This is a genomic window from Roseovarius azorensis (assembly GCF_900109455.1).
Taxonomy (GTDB): Bacteria; Pseudomonadota; Alphaproteobacteria; order Rhodobacterales; family Rhodobacteraceae; genus Roseovarius; species Roseovarius azorensis.
The window spans coordinates 156,813-174,261 of record NZ_FOAG01000007.1 but is presented as its reverse complement, the minus strand read 5'-3'; the positions used below and the strand labels follow the sequence as shown (position 1 = coordinate 174,261).

18 protein-coding genes are annotated in these 17,449 nt (G+C 61.2%); 11 read left to right on the top strand and 7 right to left on the bottom strand.

The genetic code is table 11. The features are described from left to right. Nucleotides 1–9: 9 nt before the first annotated feature. Complete coding sequence (locus tag BSG08_RS12310; RefSeq protein WP_093037210.1) at nucleotides 10–2,394, bottom strand: heavy metal translocating P-type ATPase; 2,385 nt, start codon at nucleotides 2,392–2,394, stop codon at nucleotides 10–12. Between the two features lie 278 nt (nucleotides 2,395–2,672). Between BSG08_RS12310 and BSG08_RS12305 the strand changes: the two genes are divergently transcribed. Next, the gene (locus BSG08_RS12305; RefSeq protein ID WP_093037207.1) at nucleotides 2,673–3,578 is read left to right on the top strand and encodes a patatin-like phospholipase family protein; all 906 of its coding nucleotides are present in this window, start codon (nucleotides 2,673–2,675) and stop codon (nucleotides 3,576–3,578) included. Between the two features lie 48 nt (nucleotides 3,579–3,626). On the opposite strand, the gene BSG08_RS12300 is transcribed toward BSG08_RS12305, so the two are convergent. After that, nucleotides 3,627–3,905, bottom strand: coding sequence for a hypothetical protein (locus BSG08_RS12300; RefSeq protein WP_093037205.1), 279 nt, complete (start codon nucleotides 3,903–3,905; stop codon nucleotides 3,627–3,629). A gap of 358 nt (nucleotides 3,906–4,263) precedes the next feature. Between BSG08_RS12300 and BSG08_RS12295 the strand changes: the two genes are divergently transcribed. Then, nucleotides 4,264–4,950, top strand: a complete 687-nt coding sequence (locus tag BSG08_RS12295) for a DUF6629 family protein (protein ID WP_093037202.1) — start codon at nucleotides 4,264–4,266, stop codon at nucleotides 4,948–4,950. Between the two features lie 57 nt (nucleotides 4,951–5,007). Here BSG08_RS12295 and BSG08_RS12290 read toward each other — a convergent pair whose 3' ends face one another. From BSG08_RS12290 to BSG08_RS12270, 5 genes are all read right to left on the bottom strand, one after another. Then, nucleotides 5,008–5,571 carry an RNA polymerase sigma factor gene (locus BSG08_RS12290; RefSeq protein WP_093037199.1) on the bottom strand — a complete coding sequence of 188 codons (564 nt, stop codon included), beginning with the start codon at nucleotides 5,569–5,571 and terminating at the stop codon, nucleotides 5,008–5,010. A 31-nt stretch (nucleotides 5,572–5,602) separates the two neighbouring features. Further along, nucleotides 5,603–6,526: a prolipoprotein diacylglyceryl transferase gene (gene lgt / locus BSG08_RS12285; RefSeq protein ID WP_093037376.1), complete on the bottom strand. Its 924-nt coding sequence runs from the start codon at nucleotides 6,524–6,526 to the stop codon at nucleotides 5,603–5,605. 96 nt (nucleotides 6,527–6,622) lie between these two features. Then, nucleotides 6,623–7,309 carry a TVP38/TMEM64 family protein gene (locus BSG08_RS12280; protein WP_093037196.1) on the bottom strand — a complete coding sequence of 229 codons (687 nt, stop codon included), beginning with the start codon at nucleotides 7,307–7,309 and terminating at the stop codon, nucleotides 6,623–6,625. A 130-nt stretch (nucleotides 7,310–7,439) separates the two neighbouring features. Further along, nucleotides 7,440–7,826 (bottom strand): DUF302 domain-containing protein, encoded by a 387-nt coding sequence (locus BSG08_RS12275; protein ID WP_093037193.1) that lies wholly within the window; start codon nucleotides 7,824–7,826, stop codon nucleotides 7,440–7,442. A gap of 145 nt (nucleotides 7,827–7,971) precedes the next feature. Then, on the bottom strand, nucleotides 7,972–8,571 hold the full coding sequence (locus tag BSG08_RS12270) for an EF-hand domain-containing protein (RefSeq protein ID WP_175544776.1): 600 nt from the start codon (nucleotides 8,569–8,571) through the stop codon (nucleotides 7,972–7,974). Nucleotides 8,572–8,741: 170 nt separating this feature from the next. Between BSG08_RS12270 and BSG08_RS12265 the strand changes: the two genes are divergently transcribed. The 9 genes from BSG08_RS12265 (at nucleotide 8,742) to BSG08_RS12225 (ending at nucleotide 17,410) form a co-directional block, all read left to right on the top strand. Further along, nucleotides 8,742–9,464 carry a response regulator gene (locus BSG08_RS12265; RefSeq protein ID WP_093037190.1) on the top strand — a complete coding sequence of 241 codons (723 nt, stop codon included), beginning with the start codon at nucleotides 8,742–8,744 and terminating at the stop codon, nucleotides 9,462–9,464. Then, nucleotides 9,464–10,873 carry an ATP-binding protein gene (locus BSG08_RS12260; protein WP_093037187.1) on the top strand — a complete coding sequence of 470 codons (1,410 nt, stop codon included), beginning with the start codon at nucleotides 9,464–9,466 and terminating at the stop codon, nucleotides 10,871–10,873. Before BSG08_RS12265 ends, BSG08_RS12260 begins: the two co-directional genes overlap by 1 nt. Further along, entirely contained in the window at nucleotides 10,870–11,190 is a 321-nt protein-coding gene (locus BSG08_RS12255) for an SHOCT domain-containing protein (protein WP_245770687.1), read from the top strand. The genes BSG08_RS12260 and BSG08_RS12255 overlap by 4 nt, the downstream gene beginning before the upstream one ends. 288 nt (nucleotides 11,191–11,478) lie before the next feature. After that, nucleotides 11,479–12,492 (top strand): YncE family protein, encoded by a 1,014-nt coding sequence (locus BSG08_RS12250; RefSeq protein WP_093037184.1) that lies wholly within the window; start codon nucleotides 11,479–11,481, stop codon nucleotides 12,490–12,492. 115 nt (nucleotides 12,493–12,607) lie between these two features. Continuing rightward, nucleotides 12,608–14,608 (top strand): heme lyase CcmF/NrfE family subunit, encoded by a 2,001-nt coding sequence (locus BSG08_RS12245; RefSeq protein WP_093037366.1) that lies wholly within the window; start codon nucleotides 12,608–12,610, stop codon nucleotides 14,606–14,608. A 6-nt stretch (nucleotides 14,609–14,614) separates the two neighbouring features. Beyond that, nucleotides 14,615–15,178: a DsbE family thiol:disulfide interchange protein gene (locus BSG08_RS12240; RefSeq protein ID WP_093037181.1), complete on the top strand. Its 564-nt coding sequence runs from the start codon at nucleotides 14,615–14,617 to the stop codon at nucleotides 15,176–15,178. After that, a complete protein-coding gene (locus BSG08_RS12235; protein WP_245770686.1) occupies nucleotides 15,175–15,651 on the top strand; it encodes a cytochrome c-type biogenesis protein in 477 nt (158 codons plus the stop codon). The genes BSG08_RS12240 and BSG08_RS12235 overlap by 4 nt, the downstream gene beginning before the upstream one ends. Beyond that, complete coding sequence (gene ccmI, locus BSG08_RS12230; RefSeq protein ID WP_217649896.1) at nucleotides 15,593–16,807, top strand: c-type cytochrome biogenesis protein CcmI; 1,215 nt, start codon at nucleotides 15,593–15,595, stop codon at nucleotides 16,805–16,807. Before BSG08_RS12235 ends, ccmI begins: the two co-directional genes overlap by 59 nt. Before the next feature lie 15 nt (nucleotides 16,808–16,822). Next, nucleotides 16,823–17,410, top strand: a complete 588-nt coding sequence (locus BSG08_RS12225; RefSeq protein ID WP_093037175.1) for a L,D-transpeptidase — start codon at nucleotides 16,823–16,825, stop codon at nucleotides 17,408–17,410. Nucleotides 17,411–17,449 lie beyond the last annotated feature (39 nt).

Below are 17,449 nucleotides of genomic sequence, written 5' to 3'. Positions count from 1 at the left end.
TCCCCCCCTTCAATGTGATTTCTGCGAGTGTCCGGCGTGAAGCGGCACCTGGCCTGCCTGCGCATCGCCCTGACCGCCGCCGCTGGCGGACCCACTATTGCCCGCACCAATACCTTCCAGCCGCGTTCGTTTCAGCAGCAGCGCGTTGACCGCCACCAGCGCGGAGCTGCCCGACATGGCAAGTGCTGCCACGGCGGGGCTGATGATCAACGGATAAAACACCCCTGCCGCCATCGGAAAGGCGACCACGTTGTACGCCACGGCCCAGAACAGGTTCTGGTGCATCTTGCGCAAGGTGGCGCGCGACAGCTCGATGGCCCCCACGACATCGTAGGGATCGCTTTTCATCAGCACGACATCGGCGCTTTCCATCGCTACATCCGTACCCGCACCGATGGCAAATCCGACATCGGCCTGGGTCAGCGCGGGCGCGTCGTTGACGCCGTCGCCGACCATGCCGACCTTCTTGCCCTGCGCCTGAAGCTCTTTCACCTTCTCGGCCTTCTGGCCCGGCAGCACGTCGGCCAGCACCATGTCGATGCCCAGCTCGCCCGCGATGCGGCGCGCCGTGCCTTCGTTGTCGCCGGTCAGCATCGCCACCTCGACGCCGCGTTCGCGCAGCTTGGCCACCGCGGCCATCGCACTTGGACGCGGCGCATCAGCGATGGCGATCAGGCCCAGCATCCGTCCGCCCTGCGCCACATGCACAACCGTGCGGCCCTCGCCCTTCAGGCGCTCGGCCTCCGCCGTCAGGGTGCCGACGTCGATACCCTCCTCGTCCATCAGGCGCCGATTGCCTACCAGCACGGTCTTGCCTGCGACTTCGGCGCGCGCGCCGCGGCCTTCGAGGTTGAGAAACTCGGCCATCTGCGGGACGTCGAGGTCCGCAGCGCGTTCGACAATGGCGAGCGCCAGCGGGTGGTCCGAGCCGCGATCGACGGCCGCCGCAGCCCGCAGCGCGTCATCCTCCGCGCCGCCTTCGGCGGCAACGACCTCGACCACGCGCGGTTCGCCCATCGTCAACGTGCCGGTCTTGTCGAAGACGATCACGTCAAGCTTGGTCGCGTCTTCCAGCGCACCGGCATTCTTGAACAGGATACCGTGCTGCGCCCCCAGCCCGGTGCCGACCATCACCGCCATCGGCGTCGCAAGCCCCAGCGCGTCAGGACAGGCGATTACGAAAACGGTGATCGTCAGCGTTAGCGCGAAGAGAAGCGGCTCGCCGATCCACCAGAACCACACCGCGAAGGTCGCAAGCCCGATCACGATGGCGATCAGGACCAACCATTGCGACGCGCGGTCGGCCAGAAGCTGGGCAGGGGCCTTGGAGTTCTGCGCCTCCTGCACCAGCTTGACGATCTGTGCCAGCGCGGTATCGGCACCGACCTTGGTGGCGCGGTAGCGGAAACTGCCGCTCTTGTTGATCGTGGCGCCGATCACGGTGTCGCCCACGGCCTTGTCCACCGGCATCGACTCGCCTGTCAGCATGGATTCGTCGACCAGCGACGTGCCTTCGACGACCTCGCCGTCCACGGGGATCTTGTTGCCGGGCCTGATCAGCACAATCTCGCCCTGCAGCACCTCGGAGGTGGGCACCTCGACCTCCTGCCCGTCGCGGATGACGGTCGCCATCGGCGGCGCAAGATCGAGAAGCGCCCGGATCGCCGCCGAGGCCCCTGCCCGCGCGCGCATCTCCAGCCAGTGCCCCAGCAGGATGAAGACCAGGAGCACCGCCACGGCCTCGTAGAACTGCACGCCGGGAAAGAAGAAGGTCGAGCCGACGCTGAACACATAGCCCGTGCCGACCGACAGCACGACCAGCACCGCCATGTTCAGGATGCCGTTGCGCAAGGCCCGCCAGGCGGCGACGAAGAACGGCCAGCTTGGCCAGATGATCGCGGCACTGCCCAGGAAGAACAGCCACAGGTCCAGCCGCAGACCGAAAGGCGGCGCGGGCGGCGTGAACATGCCCCCCATCGGCGAATAGATGAAGATCGGGACAGTGAACAGCAGCGCCACCCAGAAGCGGTTGCGCATGTCGCGGACCATCCCGGCCATGTCCATGCCGCCGCCATGGCCCATCTCATGCGCCATCGCGTCATGGCCGGCAGGGGCCTTTCCGCCATGCGCCGAATGGCCGTCATGGCCCGAGTGGTCCATCTTGCAGACATGGTTCGGAACCCGTTCGCCCGTGCAGTGGAAGCCGCAGGATTCGATCGCCTCGCGCAGCGCGTCCTCGCCCAGCACCGTCTCGTCATAGTGGACTGTCACGCTGGCCGAGGCCGGGTTCGCTTCGGCTCGGTGCACTCCGTCGAGGGCCGATAAATGACGTTCGACCGCGAGGTGATCGAGTTCCTCGAACAGCCCGCGGACTTCAAGGGTCAGTGTTCTCAATTTTGGCTCCTGTCGATTTTTCCTTGCGATCGGAAACGACCGTTTGGTGGATAGACGTTGCAAGCGGGCGATCGTTACAGAGGCGACTGAAAACATGCGGCCAAGACGGGTGGTGCATTCAACAGCCTCCGTCGGGGCAACGCGGTGTGCCAAAACCCACCGGGCCGTAATTATCACGGTCGTGTAGCGTCAAAGACATCGCGGGGCGTGGACCGATAAAAGGCCGTTGCACAGTTTCTGACACTCCTCGGAGAAAACCGGAAAGCGGAGGCTGGACAATGACGGGACAGGTACAACCAGGAGGCAAGACTCACAAATCTTTCGCCCTTGTGTTCAGTGGCGGCGGCGCCAGGGGTCTCTCTCATGCGGGTGTGTTACGCGCGCTTATCTCCCGAGGCTTTGTGCCGAGCGCAATCGTGGGGGTATCCATGGGTGCGGTTGCGGGCGCCACCTACGCCCTGAATGACAATTGGTTCGACGCACTGGTAGACATGGATACCAGCGGGTTTCCGGCAACTCCGGACTTTCGCCTACCCGGTCTGGTCGCAAGAATGAGGGGGCTTCGTACCGCTTTGCTTGCCGCTCGCGACATGTATTTTGGCTGGGGGGTTGGCGCGCCTACCGAGTCATGGGGCCGCAGCGTCCTGTCTGGCCTGACGCAGGGCAAAAACCTGGAAGATGGCCGCATCCCGGTGTTCGTCTGCGCAACCGACATGCTGACCGGTACACGTGTGGTCTTTGGCAAGGGGCGTGCCACGGATTACGTCTATGCCAGCGCGGCGCTTGCCGGGATATTGCCGCCCTTGGTCGATGGACCGCATGTGCTGATGGACGGGGCCTATGCCGACATAGCGCCGGTCGATGTTGCAAGGGCAACAGGCGCAGAGGTCGTGATCGCGGTGGACCCAAGTCAGCGCGAAAACGCGGTTGGCCCGAAAAACGGCATGCAGGCGATGCTGCGATCCATAGAAGTCTGCCAGTATGAACATGCACGGCTGCGGTTCGATCAGGCGGATCTGGTGATACGACCCGATTTCGGGCGCTCGATCGGCACACTGGAATTCGGGCTCAAACGTCGCTGCATCGCTGCCGGGGCCGTGGCCACGCGCCGCATATATGCAGAAATCGCGGAGTTGCTTGATCCCGGGCAGCCAAAGCGGCCGGCCGACCCGCTTAGGGGTTGAAAAGCCAGATCACTGCTTTGACGCGAACGGCGCGAACTGCCCTCTGCGTCAATTGGGAAATACCTTCGCAATCAGCCCCATCAGCGCCGTGACCAGCGGTCGCACAAAGCACGACCAACAGTGGGCCCGGCCCTCCTCTTTATCGCGGGCCTGATACATCTGCTCCACGATGCGCAGATAGAACGTCATCGCTAGCATGCTGTTGGGAATGCCAATCACCGCCAGCCACGGATAGCCTGTCTCGATTACCGCGCCGAACAGCAGCACCTTGCCAACAAATCCGAAGGGCGGTGGAATCCCGGTGAGCGAGAGCGGGAACGCGACCATTGCCACTCCGACCGCAGGCGCACACAACCGAAATTCTTGAAGTCTTCAAGATCGCGCCCCGCGACCATGGTCCCTGAAGGTGAGGCCAGTGGGTTGATGCCTAGCGCGAGGCGCTCGACAGCAAGTTATGGCCTGCGAAACGCGCGGCTTTGGTGGGCCTTGCTGGACCCTCGCGGTCCTAGATGCAGCCTCTTGGTCAGACCGGCCTGTCGGGGCGACACTGAACAGCGTCTCCAAGTCGTACTCGCAGGCTGGTCAGTGGCACAGACGGCGACTAGGATAATTCTAAGAACTTGCTACGCGGTATAGGTTTGGGCGACGGACGTTTTCAAACTGAAAGAAACGGAGAGAAGTTTCCATGTGCCTATCCGCCCAAGTCAGCTTTGCCGCCAGCGTGTTCCTTGTCGGCGGCGGGACTGCCATTTCGATTGTGGCATTGCAGCGCAACAAACGCTACCTGCCGCTTGCCCTGATGCCGCTTTTTGCCGGCCTTCAGCAATTCACGGAAGGTTTTGTCTGGGTCGGCATGAACGAAAATGATCCCCTGACGGTTTTATGGGGGGCCATGGGGTTCATCTTTTTCACTTGGTTCATCTGGCCAATTTGGGTGCCGTTCTCGGTCTACGTACTCGAGCCGGACGAGAGTTCCCGCAAGAGGCTGTTCCTGATCATGGCAGTGATCGGGCTGATTTTCGGTCTATTGCTTTACATCCCGCACGGGCTCGACAGCAGCATGGTCGTGGTCGAGATCAACAATCAGTCGCTGGCCTATGAAAAATCCATGTGGCTTGATTTCATGATGCCGCGCTGGTTGACCAACACGATCTACGTTACCCTTATCACCTTGCCCCCGGCACTGTCGCATTACAAGCATGTGCGCCATTTCGCCCTGACGCTGGTGGCGGTCATCGTGGTCGACATCGCCTTCCTGCAATACGCCTACATATCATTTTTCTGCCTGCTGGCGGGGCTGGCAACACTGCATCTGGTTTACATCATCCTTACCAACAAATGCGCCCGCGAATGCCCTGAACTGTTCGCCTGATCCCGTCGTATAGCTTTCCGTGTCGCAGTTTGATGGACTTACGGGATCGCTTCGTCGCTAGACAGGGCAATGGCAATCATCGGGGTCCTCCAGGCAGCAGGCTCCGCAATGGTGTTGGATCACCTCACGCAGAGCAGCGCGTGCTCTGTGCAGCCGAACGCCAAGGGCGTTGCGGTTCAACCCCATCTCGGCGGCCACCATTCCCCGATCCTCTTCACCGAAATCAATCCTCCGGATCAAATTGGCATCAATGGGACGAAGTTCGGCAAGCAGCCTGCTCGGGCAAGTGCATGGCTGCGCCATCTGCACCGGCGCATCGGCAACCAACTCTTGCGGTTCTCGTGCGACAGCCACGGCCAGCCGGCTGTGCCGTGTGGTCTTGCGGTAATGATCGTTCATGGTGGACCGCAGGATCGCGTATAACCAGGCATCCATCCGCTCGATATCGCGCAGTTGATCCTTACGTGCCAGCACACGGATACAGTACTCCTGCAGGACATCCTCGGCGTCGGCTCGGTTGCCAAGCCGTTTCACGAGAAACCCCAGAAACGCCCCACGCCCGTCCAGCAATGCGCGCTGGGTCGATGTTTCACTGATTTGTTCTTCCATATCGCTGTTCATTCGAGTTCCTCCTTTTCGTGGCTCCTTTCGATCACGCGACCGTATTCGGCCTCTGGTCGGCTGCGCTTCCGGAGCGTCTGAACGAGTACAGAATCAGAGCCAGTCCGGTCAGGATCATCGGTGCGGAAAGCACTTGACCCATCGTTAGCCCCCATTCGCCGAAATGAAGCGCGTGACCGATCGGATTTTCAGTGGTCACGAACTGCATGTCCGGCTGCCGGAACAGCTCCACGAAGCTCCTGGCAGAGCCGTACCCGATCAGAAATGCGCCGGTCAGGGCGCCGGGGGTCTTAAGCCAGCCGCGGTGCCAGGCGAGATAGAGTAGGAGCGTACCGAGCAGCAGTCCCTCCAGAAGCGCCTCGTAGAGCTGCGAAGGATGGCGGGCGCAGAGGCTGGTAATGCCTTCGCAGGCTTGCGCCGCATCGCCCGGGAAGATCACCGCCCATGGAACATCCGTCGGTCGACCCCAAAGCTCGTTGTTGGTGAAATTCGCAAGCCGCCCCAGAAACAGTCCCGGTGGGGTTGCCAACGCAAGCAAGTCAGCGGTGCTGAGCATGGGCGCATTCTGGCGCAGACAGAATGCCAGCGTGGCGATCGCAACACCTGCGAAACCGCCGTGGAAAGACATGCCGCCCTGCCATACCTTGAGGATTTCCAGGGGGTTGGCCAGGTAGTAGTCGGGCTGATAAAATAGCACGAAGCCCACGCGTCCGCCGACGATCACGCCCAGGATGATCCATGTCAGGAGGTTCTCGATCTGCTGGCGATCAAGTGGCGGCCTGGCCGATGGCCAGAGTGCCGAGCGACGAACAGCCGCCAGGCAGATGCGCCATCCGATGAGGATGCCGACGATATAGGCAAGCGCGTACCAGCGCAGCGCGAACGTGAAACTGCCGATCTCGATCGAGACCATGTCGGTTCCAATATCCGGAAACTGTATCGCCGCGGTCAGCATGGATGCGCCCTTTGTCTTTTTCGTTGAACCCGAAAACCGAAATGCCAATGGCGATTGTTCCATGGCGGCGGCGTCTGACGATGAAGTGCGTGTTGATCAGTCATGGGGCAACCCACGTCTTTGCCAGTCTCTGATACTAATGATGACAAGCGGCGTCAGGGTCAGTGCGCCCAGCCCGATTGCGGCCCAGGCAGCACGGGTAGTGTCTCCGCTGACGACTTCGCTCCCAAAATGCGCGAGCACGAAACTGGCGGGAATGATCCCGGCCAGGGTGGCCAGTCCGAAGCGCCAGAATTGCAGCCGGCTGAGCCCCGCGGCATAGCTGACGATATCGAATGAAACGAATGGCAGCAGCCGGCTGACAAAAACTGTGAGTGTCAGTACGTTCTGAGAGCCGAGCCAGCCAGCATCGACCCTATCACCGAACCATTGTCGCAACACGTCCCGACCCAAGAACCGGGCGAGCCCGAAGGCTGCAAGAGCGCCGAGTTCGGCGCCGAGAACGACGTAGACTGTTCCGAGGGTGTGGCCGTAAGCGGCGCCCGCAGCCAACGCGATGGGTGCACTTGGGATCGGCGTGGCCACGATTGCTGTCGTCATCAGTCCAACGATCACAATTGGCCCCCAGATGCCTGCAGCCATGACCCACGTAGATATCCTGTCGCCCTTCAGAGCGGTCAGGGTGTCGGATAAGGGTCCGAAGGCAAGGGCTAGCAAGACGACCGCAAAGGCCAGCGCGACGGCGGCCTTGAGGGTAGGTGGTATGGTATGGTCGCGGTTCATCTGCGCCTCATGTCAGGTTAGCGGCAAACAGAAAGATCGCCGCTGCGCTTTGCCTCGATCTCGGTTGCTCTGGTTTCGGCCCATTATACAGATTCCACTAACTGGAAGGTTAAGAGCGCCGCGAGAAAAATCAGACTGCGTCCAAAGCCGCCCGGAGCAAATCGCGGACTTGATCGGCGACCGCATCTAGGTCGGCGTTCTTTACCGCTTGCATCGACGCCACAGGGTCAATGGCGCTGATTTCGGTGTCTGCGTCTACTTGGCGCAGAATAACGTTACAGGGCAGCATCGCGCCGACGCGCGGCTCGATCTCGATGGCCTTGTGAGCCATGCCCGGATTGCAGGCGCCAAGGATGCGATAAGGCGGCATCTCCACGCCCAGCTTCTTTTGCATCGTCGCCTGCACGTCGATCTCGGTCAGTACGCCAAAGCCCTTCTCTGCCAAAGCATCGCGGACAAGCAATTCGGCGTCGTCTATGGCGACATCCTTCAATACGCGATCATAGGTATAAGCCATTTCGATTCTTCCTTTCGATTTTGCGGTGGTTGCTGGCCTTTGCTTGGACGTGGCAATCCCGAACGCGGTCTGGCTTTTGCGTCCGGATGCTTCGCGGGTCAGGCGTTTTGGAAATCGGCGCCAGTCAGAGCTGGCGCCGAACCGCTCAATTGTCGTTCATCATTGTTCCGTTGCTCATGCCCTGGCCATTGCCGGGCTGAACCGGCGGCTGTGCCATGTTCGACCGCATCATCTGTATCCGTTCCATCATTTCGGCGGGTGCCGCCATCTCTTCCGCCGTCACCGCGCCGTCACCGTCAGCATCGAGGTGCTGGAAGCGATCCACCATCATCTCGCGGATCATCGCGCTATGAAGGGTTTCGAACTCGGAAATCGAGAGCGATCCGTCGCCGTCGCTGTCGTATTCCGCGAGCTTGGCCTGCAGTTGCGAGCGCATCTCGTCGGGCGTGACCGTGCCATCGCCGTCGGCGTCGAACATCTGCATCATGTCCCCGCCCATCGGACCCATGCCACCCGTCGGGCCCATACCGCCCATCATGTTTCCATGCATGCGCTGCATCATGTCCATCATTCCGTCCATGCCCCCCATCATGCCCATCATGCCGGGGCCGCCGCTCTGCATCATGCCGGGCCCGGATCTGGCGCCGGGTTGCCCTGCATGTCCGTGATTGGCGTCAGCGAACGCGGCCCCGCCAAGAACGGTTGCGGCCAGGGTCATTGCAGCGAAGAAAGTATTGCGTTTCATTAGGTCACCTCGTGTCAGTGTTACGATAGCGAACATATGGCAGGTGATTGTCGCGACGGAATGCCGGGCACACCGGCGTTTTGTATCGGCGGGTCACAAACGCGGTGCCTGTTACATTTCGTGACAAATCTCTTCAGGAAAGCACCCCGCATTCGTCTAAAGGAAGGGTTATGAGCGAACAGCCGCACATTCTTGTTGTCGATGACCACCGCGAAATCCGCGATGCCGTAACGCGCTATCTCGAGAAGAACGGGATGCGCGCGACCTCGGCGCGCGATGCGGTCGACATGGATGCGAAGCTCGCCAACGGCCAATTCGACCTGATCGTTCTCGACGTCATGATGCCGGGAGAAGACGGTCTCTCCGTATGCCGGCGGCTGTCCGCCACCGGAGCCGTTCCGATTTTGATGCTGACGGCGCTTGGAGAGGAAACCGATCGGATCGTCGGCCTTGAAATCGGCGCGGACGACTACCTTGCGAAACCCTTCAACCCGCGCGAACTGATCGCCCGCATCAAGGCCATCCTGCGCCGCTCGACGAGATCCGAGCCCTACGCGGGCAGTCTGTCGGGTAGACGCATTGCGTTTGCGCATTGGGTCCTGGACACGGACAGTCGGGTGCTGTCAAGCGAGGACGGTGCACAAATCGATCTGACCAGCGCGGAATTCAAGCTGTTGACCGTCCTGCTGGAACGTCCTCGTTTTGTCCTGAGCCGCGATCAGCTGCTCGATCTGACGGCGGGCCGCGCGGCGTCAGTCTTTGACCGGACCATTGACAATCAGATCAGTCGGCTGCGCCGGAAGATCGAACTTGATGCGTCGCGCCCACGCATTGTCACGACGGTGCGCGGCGGCGGTTATTGTCTGGCCGCCGACGTCCACGAGTTGAGCTGATGCCGCGCGCCATCGACAGTCTTCGGCGGCAACTGGTCCTGCTGATCGTCGCGGCGCTTGCCGTCGCCCAGACGATCAGCCTGTGGCTGTTCGTCGACGAGCGTGGCCTCGCAGTGCGCGCCGCTCTGGGCTTCGAGGCGGCAGGCCGGGCCGCGAACGTCGCGCTCTTGCTCGAAGAGGCGCCGCAATCCTTGCAGCAGGCGATCCTGAGAGCGGCGAATTCTCCGTTAGTGCGTTTCGATCTTTCGGACATTCCCGCCGTAGACCATGCGAGCCATGCCGACGGCGGAGCCGTGGAGGCGCGCGTTCGTGGACTTCTTGGCGGAACGAAAGAGCGGGAAATCCGCGTGGAACTGCATGAGGTCGATCATGGCATCCTGCCGATGCCGCATCTCGCGCCGGAGATGGCCGAAATGCATCTGGCGATGATGCGGGGCGAACTTTCCGCGATCGAGATGCAACTGTCGATCGCCCTGATGGACGGTCAATGGCTGAATGTCGGAACACGGTTCGAGCGACCACCGTTGCAATGGCCGTGGGCGTCATTCGTCAGTTTCGGCATCACGGCGGCAATCATTCTGATCACGGCTTTCTGGTTTCTGCTGACCCGTCTGACGGGACCGCTTCTGCTGATCTCTCGCGCGGCTGACAAGCTTGGACGCGGGGAAGCCGTTGATCCATTGCCGCTGATCGGTCCGAGCGAGGTGCGCAGTCTCACCCAGGCGTTTAACATGATGCAGGCAAGGCTGACCCGCTTCGTCACAGACCGAACACGTCTTCTCGCCGCATTGGGTCATGATCTGCGCTCTCCGCTAACCGCCATGCGCGTCCGGGCCGAGATGGTCGAGGAAGACGAAACGCGCGAGAGCCTCATAGCCTCGGTCGAGGAAATGCAAGAGATGGTCGATGCAACGCTGGCCTTTGCACGGGGCATGGCCAGCACCGAAGCCTACGAGACGATCGAACTCGGCGCCTACTTGAAGCAGTTGCAGTTCGACATGATCGACGGCTTTACCCTGGATGCAGCCGATAGCTTGTGGGTGAGGTTGCGTCCGAAATCGGTGCGTCGTGCCCTGCGCAATATCATCGAGAATGCGTGTCGCTACGGCGGAGGAGCCGAGGTTACCTTCCGGCACGACGCCGAGCACGTCCACGTACTCGTAGCGGACAATGGTCCCGGTATCCCCGAAGCTGAACTCGAGCAGGTGTTTGAGCCGTTTTTCCGGCTCGAAAAATCCCGCTCGCGCGAAACCGGCGGAACCGGCCTTGGCCTGTCGATAGCACGAACAATCATCAGAGCCCACGGCGGCGAAGTGACTTTGGCGAACCGCGCCGAGGGCGGTCTGCTTGTGACTATCACGCTGCCGCTCGAAACAGAAACACAACAGGAAGAAAGGAACATATCATGAAAATCGTTATCCCCGTCGCCACCCCGTCAGCCCTGGTCTTGTCCACCGGATCCGCGTTTGCCGGTCCGTCGGATGGTTGGGGCGAGGGTTTCGGTCACATGATGTGGGGAGGTGGGTTCGGCATGGCTGGCGGCTTGATGATGCTGGTATTTTGGGGGGCGATCATCGCATTGATCGTGTTCGCCGTCCGTGGCTTTTCCACCGGATCGAGCCCAGCCAGCAAACCGGACGCGGCCGAGATTCTTCGTGAACGCTATGCAAAAGGCGAAATCGACGATGAGGAGTACGAACGTCGCAAGGCACATTTGAATAAATGAAAGGTTGCGCTTGGTTGACCGACACTGCGGAGCCGCAACAGCCTCCCGCCCCGGAACAGCCGCGCTGTCGTTGCGGCGGAAAGCGGCTGATTGAGTTCGTGCCTGGTGGACTTCTCTCCGGTTCTAACTGGTCTCGGGCCGCGATGGACCTCCGATTTGTCGCAAACTGTAACCCGGGCCCGTCTTGACACGGTGGGATACACAAATGGACGCCTCCCGGTCTTGCGGGTGCCGTCGGCTCCCGTACCTTCGTCACATACGGAAAACAGAATATGAAAGGAACAACCGATGAGACGTTTTCTTCTTTCAACGGCTGCCGTCCTGATCACGAGTGCCGCTGCGCAGGCGGACGTCTATATCCCTGAAGGTATGGGCGGAACGGTTCTGCATCTGGACAAGGACTTCAATGTCGTGGAGCGGATCAGCGGGCTCGACAACGTGCATGGGTTGGCAGGCGCTCCCAAGCGTGGTCTGCTGGTTGCCGGCAGCCTGTCCGAAGCCGATCCGGGCATGGTCGAAAAACCGGATACCATATCAGAAGAGGACCATGAAGCGCACCACGGTGGCGGCGACGCCTCGGCAGCGGACTCGGTAAGCCTGGTAACTCTGGTGGATGCAGAGAGCCATGAGATCCTGCGCCGGATCGAAGTGCCCGGCATCGTGCATCACGTCGAGGTTTCGGCAGACGAGCGTTATGCCGTGGTCACCCATCCGGCTCTCGATGCCGTCTCGGTCATCGACCTCGATACCGGCGAAGTGACATCGACCGTCGCCACCGGGCCGATCCCTGAATACGCCACTGCCGACCCGAAGACCGGCCGGTTCTTCGTCTCGAACGCGGGCAACGATACGGTCAGCGACGTCGACCCCGAAACCGGCATCGTGACGCGGAACTTCAGGCTGCAAGGCGCACCCAAGCACATGCTGATCGATGCGGATGCCCGACAGCTGATCGTCAGTGAGGCCGAGGCCGGCACAATCGCAATCATCGACGCCGACACCGGCGAAACGCTCGATCGGTTCGACATTGGTGGCGAATTGCATGGCGTCGCCGCCGACAACGGCACGGTCTGGTCGAGCGCCCGCGAGCGTGATCGCGTGGTGCGCTTCGATCGTACCACCGGCCAGCGCCTCGAGGCCGAGATCGGTGCCGAGCCCTACCATATGGCCCGGGTCGGTGACGCACTTGTCGTGAGCAGCGCCACAGAGGATGTCGTCTGGATTCTCGATCCGAGCACGCTGGAACTTCGTGAATCTATCGAGACCGCAAGCACCGGGCATCAGTTCGTGGAGATGAACTGATGCCATCACATAGTTAAAGGCGGGCACAGCGGCGCCAGTCCCTTCTGCTGGTTGACATTCCTGCGGTGGAAGCCGGGTAAACCATGATGAAATCGCAGCCCAGTAGGAGGTGATCGTGTTTCCAGAGATCGGACAATTTGCCCTCGCCCTCGCGCTTGGCACCGCGCTGGTGCAGAGCGTACTGCCTATGCTCGGTGCAGCCCGTGGCAATTCTCTGTGGATGCGTAGCGCGCGCAGTTCATCTATCGCGCAACTGGTTTTCATCGGCATCGCCTTCGCGGCGCTGATGCGGTCTTTCGTGGTCAGTGATTTCACCGTCAGGAACGTCTACGAGAACTCGCATTCGCTCAAGCCGATGCTCTTCAAGATCGCAGGCACGTGGGGCAGCCATGAAGGATCCCTTCTGCTCTGGGTTCTGATTTTGGCGGCCTTCGGTGCGGGCGTCGCGCTTTTCGGATCCAACATACCGGTTGCTCTGAAAGCCCGAACGCTGTCGGTGCAAGCATGGATCAGCACAGGCTTCCTGTCGTTTCTTTTGCTGACATCAAATCCGTTCGAGCGGGTGTTTCCGCCACCTCTGGACGGAAATGATCTGAATCCGCTCTTGCAGGATGTTGGCCTCGCGATGCATCCCCCGCTTTTGTATTTCGGCTATGTCGGGTTTTCCATTGTGTTCTCCTTTGCCGTGGCCGCGCTGATCGAGGGGCGGATCGACGCCGCATGGGCGCGGTGGGTCCGGCCATGGACACTGGCGGCGTGGATGAGCCTGACGGCCGGGATCGCCCTCGGGTCCTGGTGGGCCTACTATGAACTGGGCTGGGGCGGCTGGTGGTTCTGGGACCCCGTCGAGAACGTAAGCTTCATGCCCTGGCTTCTCGGCACCGCGCTTCTTCACTCGGCAATTGTCACCGAAAAGCGCGATGCCTTCAAAAGCTGGACGATACTTCTGGCGATCCTCACCTTTTCGCTCTCCCTTCTGGGTACGTTCATCGTGAGGTCGGGTCTTCTGACATCCGTTCATGCCTTCGCCGTCGACCCGGAACGTGGCCTCTACATCCTCGGGCTGCTCGGGGTCTCGATTGGAGGCTCGCTCACGCTCTACGCGTGGCGCGCACCTGCGATGGAGGGCGGCGGCCTGTTCACGCCCGTCAGCCGTGAAGCCGGACTGCTCATCAACAACCTGCTTCTGACGACGGCGACCGGCACCGTGTTGTTCGGAACGCTCTATCCGCTGTTCACTGAAGCACTCTCAGGCGACAAGGTCTCGGTTGGGCCGCCGTTCTTCAACGCAACCTTCATCCCGATGATGCTGCCATTGGTCGTGATGATGGGCATCGGACCTTTCCTGTCGTGGAAGCGCGCCGATTTGAAGGGTGTCTTTCAACGCCTCCGGTTCATTGCGGTGCTGGCGGGGCTTGCTGGGCTTGCCACTTGGTATGTCGCGCGGGGCGGGCCCGCCCTCGCCTACCTGTCAGTCGCGATCGCCGTATGGCTGCTCCTTGCAACGATGCGTGAATGGGCAGTTCGGATCAAGCTTTTGGACGTGCCCCTGACCGAAGCGATTCGGCGTGCGCGAAATCTGCCCCGCGCTGCCCATGGGATGACGTTGGCTCACGCCGGATTGGCGATTGCGATGCTCGGCTTTATCGGCTCCAGCGCCTGGAAATCGGAAGAGATTGTCTTCGTTCAGCCGGGTTCCGTCATTGAGATCGCGGACTTCGACGTCCGCTTCGATGATGTCGAACGCGTGCGCGGACCCAACTACATTGCCGATCGCGGCACGCTGACGGTCAGCCGGGAAGGTGAATTCGTGACGACGCTTTACCCCGAACGGCGCTCGTACCCTGTTGCGCAGAGCACAACGACCGAGTCGGCGATACGGTCCACGCTTGCGGGTGATCTCTATGCGTCTTTGGCCGAACCCGCTTCCGAGACAGCCGCCGAACAGGGCGCGTGGACGCTTCGCATCCTCTACGAGCCTCTCGTGAATTTCATCTGGATCGGCTCGGCGATGCTGGTTCTCGGGGGCGGCCTGTCCCTATCCGACAGGCGACTGCGCGTCGGTGCCCCGCGTCGGGCTTCGCGCAGCACGCCTGTTGCAACACCGGCGGAGTAAGACAACATGAAACGCGCCATCGCGACCCTTCCCATCCTGATTGCCTTGGTATTCGGGGCGTTCTTCCTCTGGGGGCTGAACCCCGATCGCGATCCGAACGCGATCCCGTCGGTCCTGATCTCGCAGCCGGCGCCGGACTTCGACTTGCCGGCTGTTGAAAGCATCGGCGTTCCGGGCCTGTCGCGCGAGGATCTGTTCGGGAACTCTGACCCCGTGGTGGTCAACGTCTTCGCCTCCTGGTGTGTGCCGTGTCGCGCCGAGCACGCCGTACTGACCCGAATGGTCGAACGGGACGGTGTCCGGCTTTTCGGCATCAACTACAAGGACAAGCCGGAAGACGCACGGGCCTGGCTGCAAAACCTCGGAAATCCCTACGAGCGGATCGGATCGGACCTGAGCGGCCGGGCCGGCATCGAATGGGGGATATCGGGCGTTCCCGAGACATTCATCGTCGCAGGCGATGATACGGTTCTCTACCGCTATGTCGGCCCGGTCGTGGGGGCTGAGGCTGAGGAGAAATTTGCCACGGCATTGGCGCAGGCCAGGACGCGGAACGGAGGCAACTCATGAAGTGGAAAAGTCTGGCAGCGACGATGATGTTGGCCGCCCTGCCCTTCACCGCCCAAGCCGTCGAACCCGACGAGATCCTGGACGACCCTGCATTGGAGGCGCGAGCGCGCGAAATCTCAAAGGATCTGCGCTGTGTCGTTTGTCAGAACCAGGACATCGACAGCTCGAACGCGGGGGTTGCACGCGATCTGCGGTTGCTGGTCCGCGAGCGGCTGGTGGCTGGCGATACCGATGCGGAGGTCATGGAGTTCGTTCGGGCGCGTTATGGCGACTACGTGTTACTGAAGCCTCCATTCAAACTGGAAACTTATGCGCTCTGGCTGGCTCCGGCGCTTCTTCTCCTGTTCGGAGCTGGCACTGTCATCGTCGTTTTGCGAAGCAGTCGAGCGCGGTCGGTCGCGGACAAGCTGAGCGATGATGATGAACGGATGGTCGCCGAAATCCTTACTGCCGAAAATGAGGTCAGCTCGTGATGCTTTCGGTTTTTTTGCGGTCCTCGCAATCTCCGCTATCGCAATGCTGCTCTATCCTTTGCGGAGGTCCGGGGCCGTCGGAACTGATCGGCGGACCGGGGCGATGGCCGTCCTTGCCGACCAGCTGCGTGAGGTCGACCGGGATGCCGACCGCGGCCTGATTTCGAACAACGAGGCCGAAGCCGCCCGGATCGAGATTAAACGGCGGCTTCTGAAACTCAGTCGCGGGCGCTCTGCCCAAGGCTGCTCTGAAACTGGCGGACACCGAACGTTGTGGGTCTCTGCCCTCATCGTTCCGCTGGTCGCAGGCCTTCTTTATTCACAATTCGGCTCTCCCGGATTTCCAGGCATGTCTTTCGCGGATCGGCAGGAAGAGCGTAGCGGACAGGCGCAAGTCATCGAATTGACCGGACGATTGCTGGAACGCCTTGAAAGCGATCCCGAAGGTGGCCCGACGGAAGGCTGGATGCTGCTCGGGCAGACCTACATGCGCATGGGCAGGTATGCCGATGCCGCCTCGGCAATGGGAACGGTGATCGCACGTGACGACGCATCTTCGGCGATGCTGTCGCAGTATGCCGAAGCCCTTATCGCGGCCGAGAACGGCATCGTGACGCCGAAGGCGCGGAACGCGATCCGGCGCGCCCGTGAAACGGATCCGTCAAATCCCGCAGCCACATACTACGAGGCGATCGCGCTCGATCAGGCCGGTGATAGCGACGAGGCGCACGACTTGTTGGTTTCTCGCTTGGAACAGGCTGCGGGTCCGGCCCCTTGGATGGAAATATTCATCGCGCAGGCCAACCGGATCGGCGAGATGATCGGCCGCGAGCCGGTGAACCTCGCCGCTTTTGCACCCATGGCAGGGGGTGCGCCCGGGCCGACTCGGGATGATGTCGCAACAGCATCCGAGATGAGCGATGCCGACAGGGCAGCCTTCATTCGCTCGATGGTGGATCGGCTGGCCGATCGTCTGGCCGAAGACCCAGATGATCTGGACGGGTGGCTGCGCCTTGGAAATGCGTATCGCGTGCTGGGCGAGATGGACAAGGCCCGCGAGGCATTCCTGTCGGCAGAGGAGTTCGCGTCGAACCTGGCCAGCGATGCCCCGCGAAGGGTTGCGATCCGAGACGTGTTGTCGGAATATTCGGACTAGGAGGAGGAAAGAAATGTGAAAAGACGACAGTTTGTTCGCGGTTCACTCACGGCCGTGGCACTAGGGTCCGGAACAACCGTCGCGGCGCATCCTCCGGAGCAGTTGCTCGAGTACGGCCTGCCGCCAGAGATGCTGCCCACGCGAGTTCCTATCGAATCGGGCTTCGCGCCCTTCGAGATTCATGTGATGCCGCATGAGTATGCGCTCTATCTGACTTTGCAGGAAAACACGGCGCTCCGTTATGTCGTCGGGATCGGTCGCCGGGGTCTCTACCATGCCGGTGAATTCTATGTTGGTGCAAAGAAGGAATGGCCGAGTTGGACACCGACGCCGGGCATGTTGCGCAGGGAGCCGGAGGTTTATTCCAGATGGAGAGAAGGGATGCCGGGAGGGCTGAACAATCCTCTAGGTTCGCGCGCTCTATATCTGTTTCAGCCAGGCCGTGGCGATACGTTCTTGAGAATTCACGGCACCAACGATCCGTCGACTTTGGCTCGACGAGTATCGAACGGCTGTGCCCGGCTGGTCAATGATCAGATGATCGACTTGTATGACCGTGTTCCCATGGACACGCGGGTGGTGCTTCACCCCAATGTCGTCTGATCCCGCGGTGTGTCCACTCCGTATGCAGGCACCTGTCCG

Coding starts and splice junctions, on each gene's coding strand:
- BSG08_RS12305 (WP_093037207.1), top strand. CDS start 2,673: ATGACGGGACAGGTACAACCAGGAGGCAAGACTCACAAATCTTTCGCC.
- BSG08_RS12300 (WP_093037205.1), bottom strand. CDS start 3,905: ATGGTCGCGTTCCCGCTCTCGCTCACCGGGATTCCACCGCCCTTCGGA.
- BSG08_RS12295 (WP_093037202.1), top strand. CDS start 4,264: ATGTGCCTATCCGCCCAAGTCAGCTTTGCCGCCAGCGTGTTCCTTGTC.
- BSG08_RS12290 (WP_093037199.1), bottom strand. CDS start 5,571: ATGAACAGCGATATGGAAGAACAAATCAGTGAAACATCGACCCAGCGC.
- lgt (WP_093037376.1), bottom strand. CDS start 6,526: ATGCTGACCGCGGCGATACAGTTTCCGGATATTGGAACCGACATGGTC.
- BSG08_RS12280 (WP_093037196.1), bottom strand. CDS start 7,309: ATGAACCGCGACCATACCATACCACCTACCCTCAAGGCCGCCGTCGCG.
- BSG08_RS12275 (WP_093037193.1), bottom strand. CDS start 7,826: ATGGCTTATACCTATGATCGCGTATTGAAGGATGTCGCCATAGACGAC.
- BSG08_RS12270 (WP_175544776.1), bottom strand. CDS start 8,571: ATGAAACGCAATACTTTCTTCGCTGCAATGACCCTGGCCGCAACCGTT.
- BSG08_RS12265 (WP_093037190.1), top strand. CDS start 8,742: ATGAGCGAACAGCCGCACATTCTTGTTGTCGATGACCACCGCGAAATC.
- BSG08_RS12260 (WP_093037187.1), top strand. CDS start 9,464: ATGCCGCGCGCCATCGACAGTCTTCGGCGGCAACTGGTCCTGCTGATC.
- BSG08_RS12255 (WP_245770687.1), top strand. CDS start 10,870: ATGAAAATCGTTATCCCCGTCGCCACCCCGTCAGCCCTGGTCTTGTCC.
- BSG08_RS12250 (WP_093037184.1), top strand. CDS start 11,479: ATGAGACGTTTTCTTCTTTCAACGGCTGCCGTCCTGATCACGAGTGCC.
- BSG08_RS12240 (WP_093037181.1), top strand. CDS start 14,615: ATGAAACGCGCCATCGCGACCCTTCCCATCCTGATTGCCTTGGTATTC.
- BSG08_RS12235 (WP_245770686.1), top strand. CDS start 15,175: ATGAAGTGGAAAAGTCTGGCAGCGACGATGATGTTGGCCGCCCTGCCC.
- ccmI (WP_217649896.1), top strand. CDS start 15,593: ATGATGATGAACGGATGGTCGCCGAAATCCTTACTGCCGAAAATGAGG.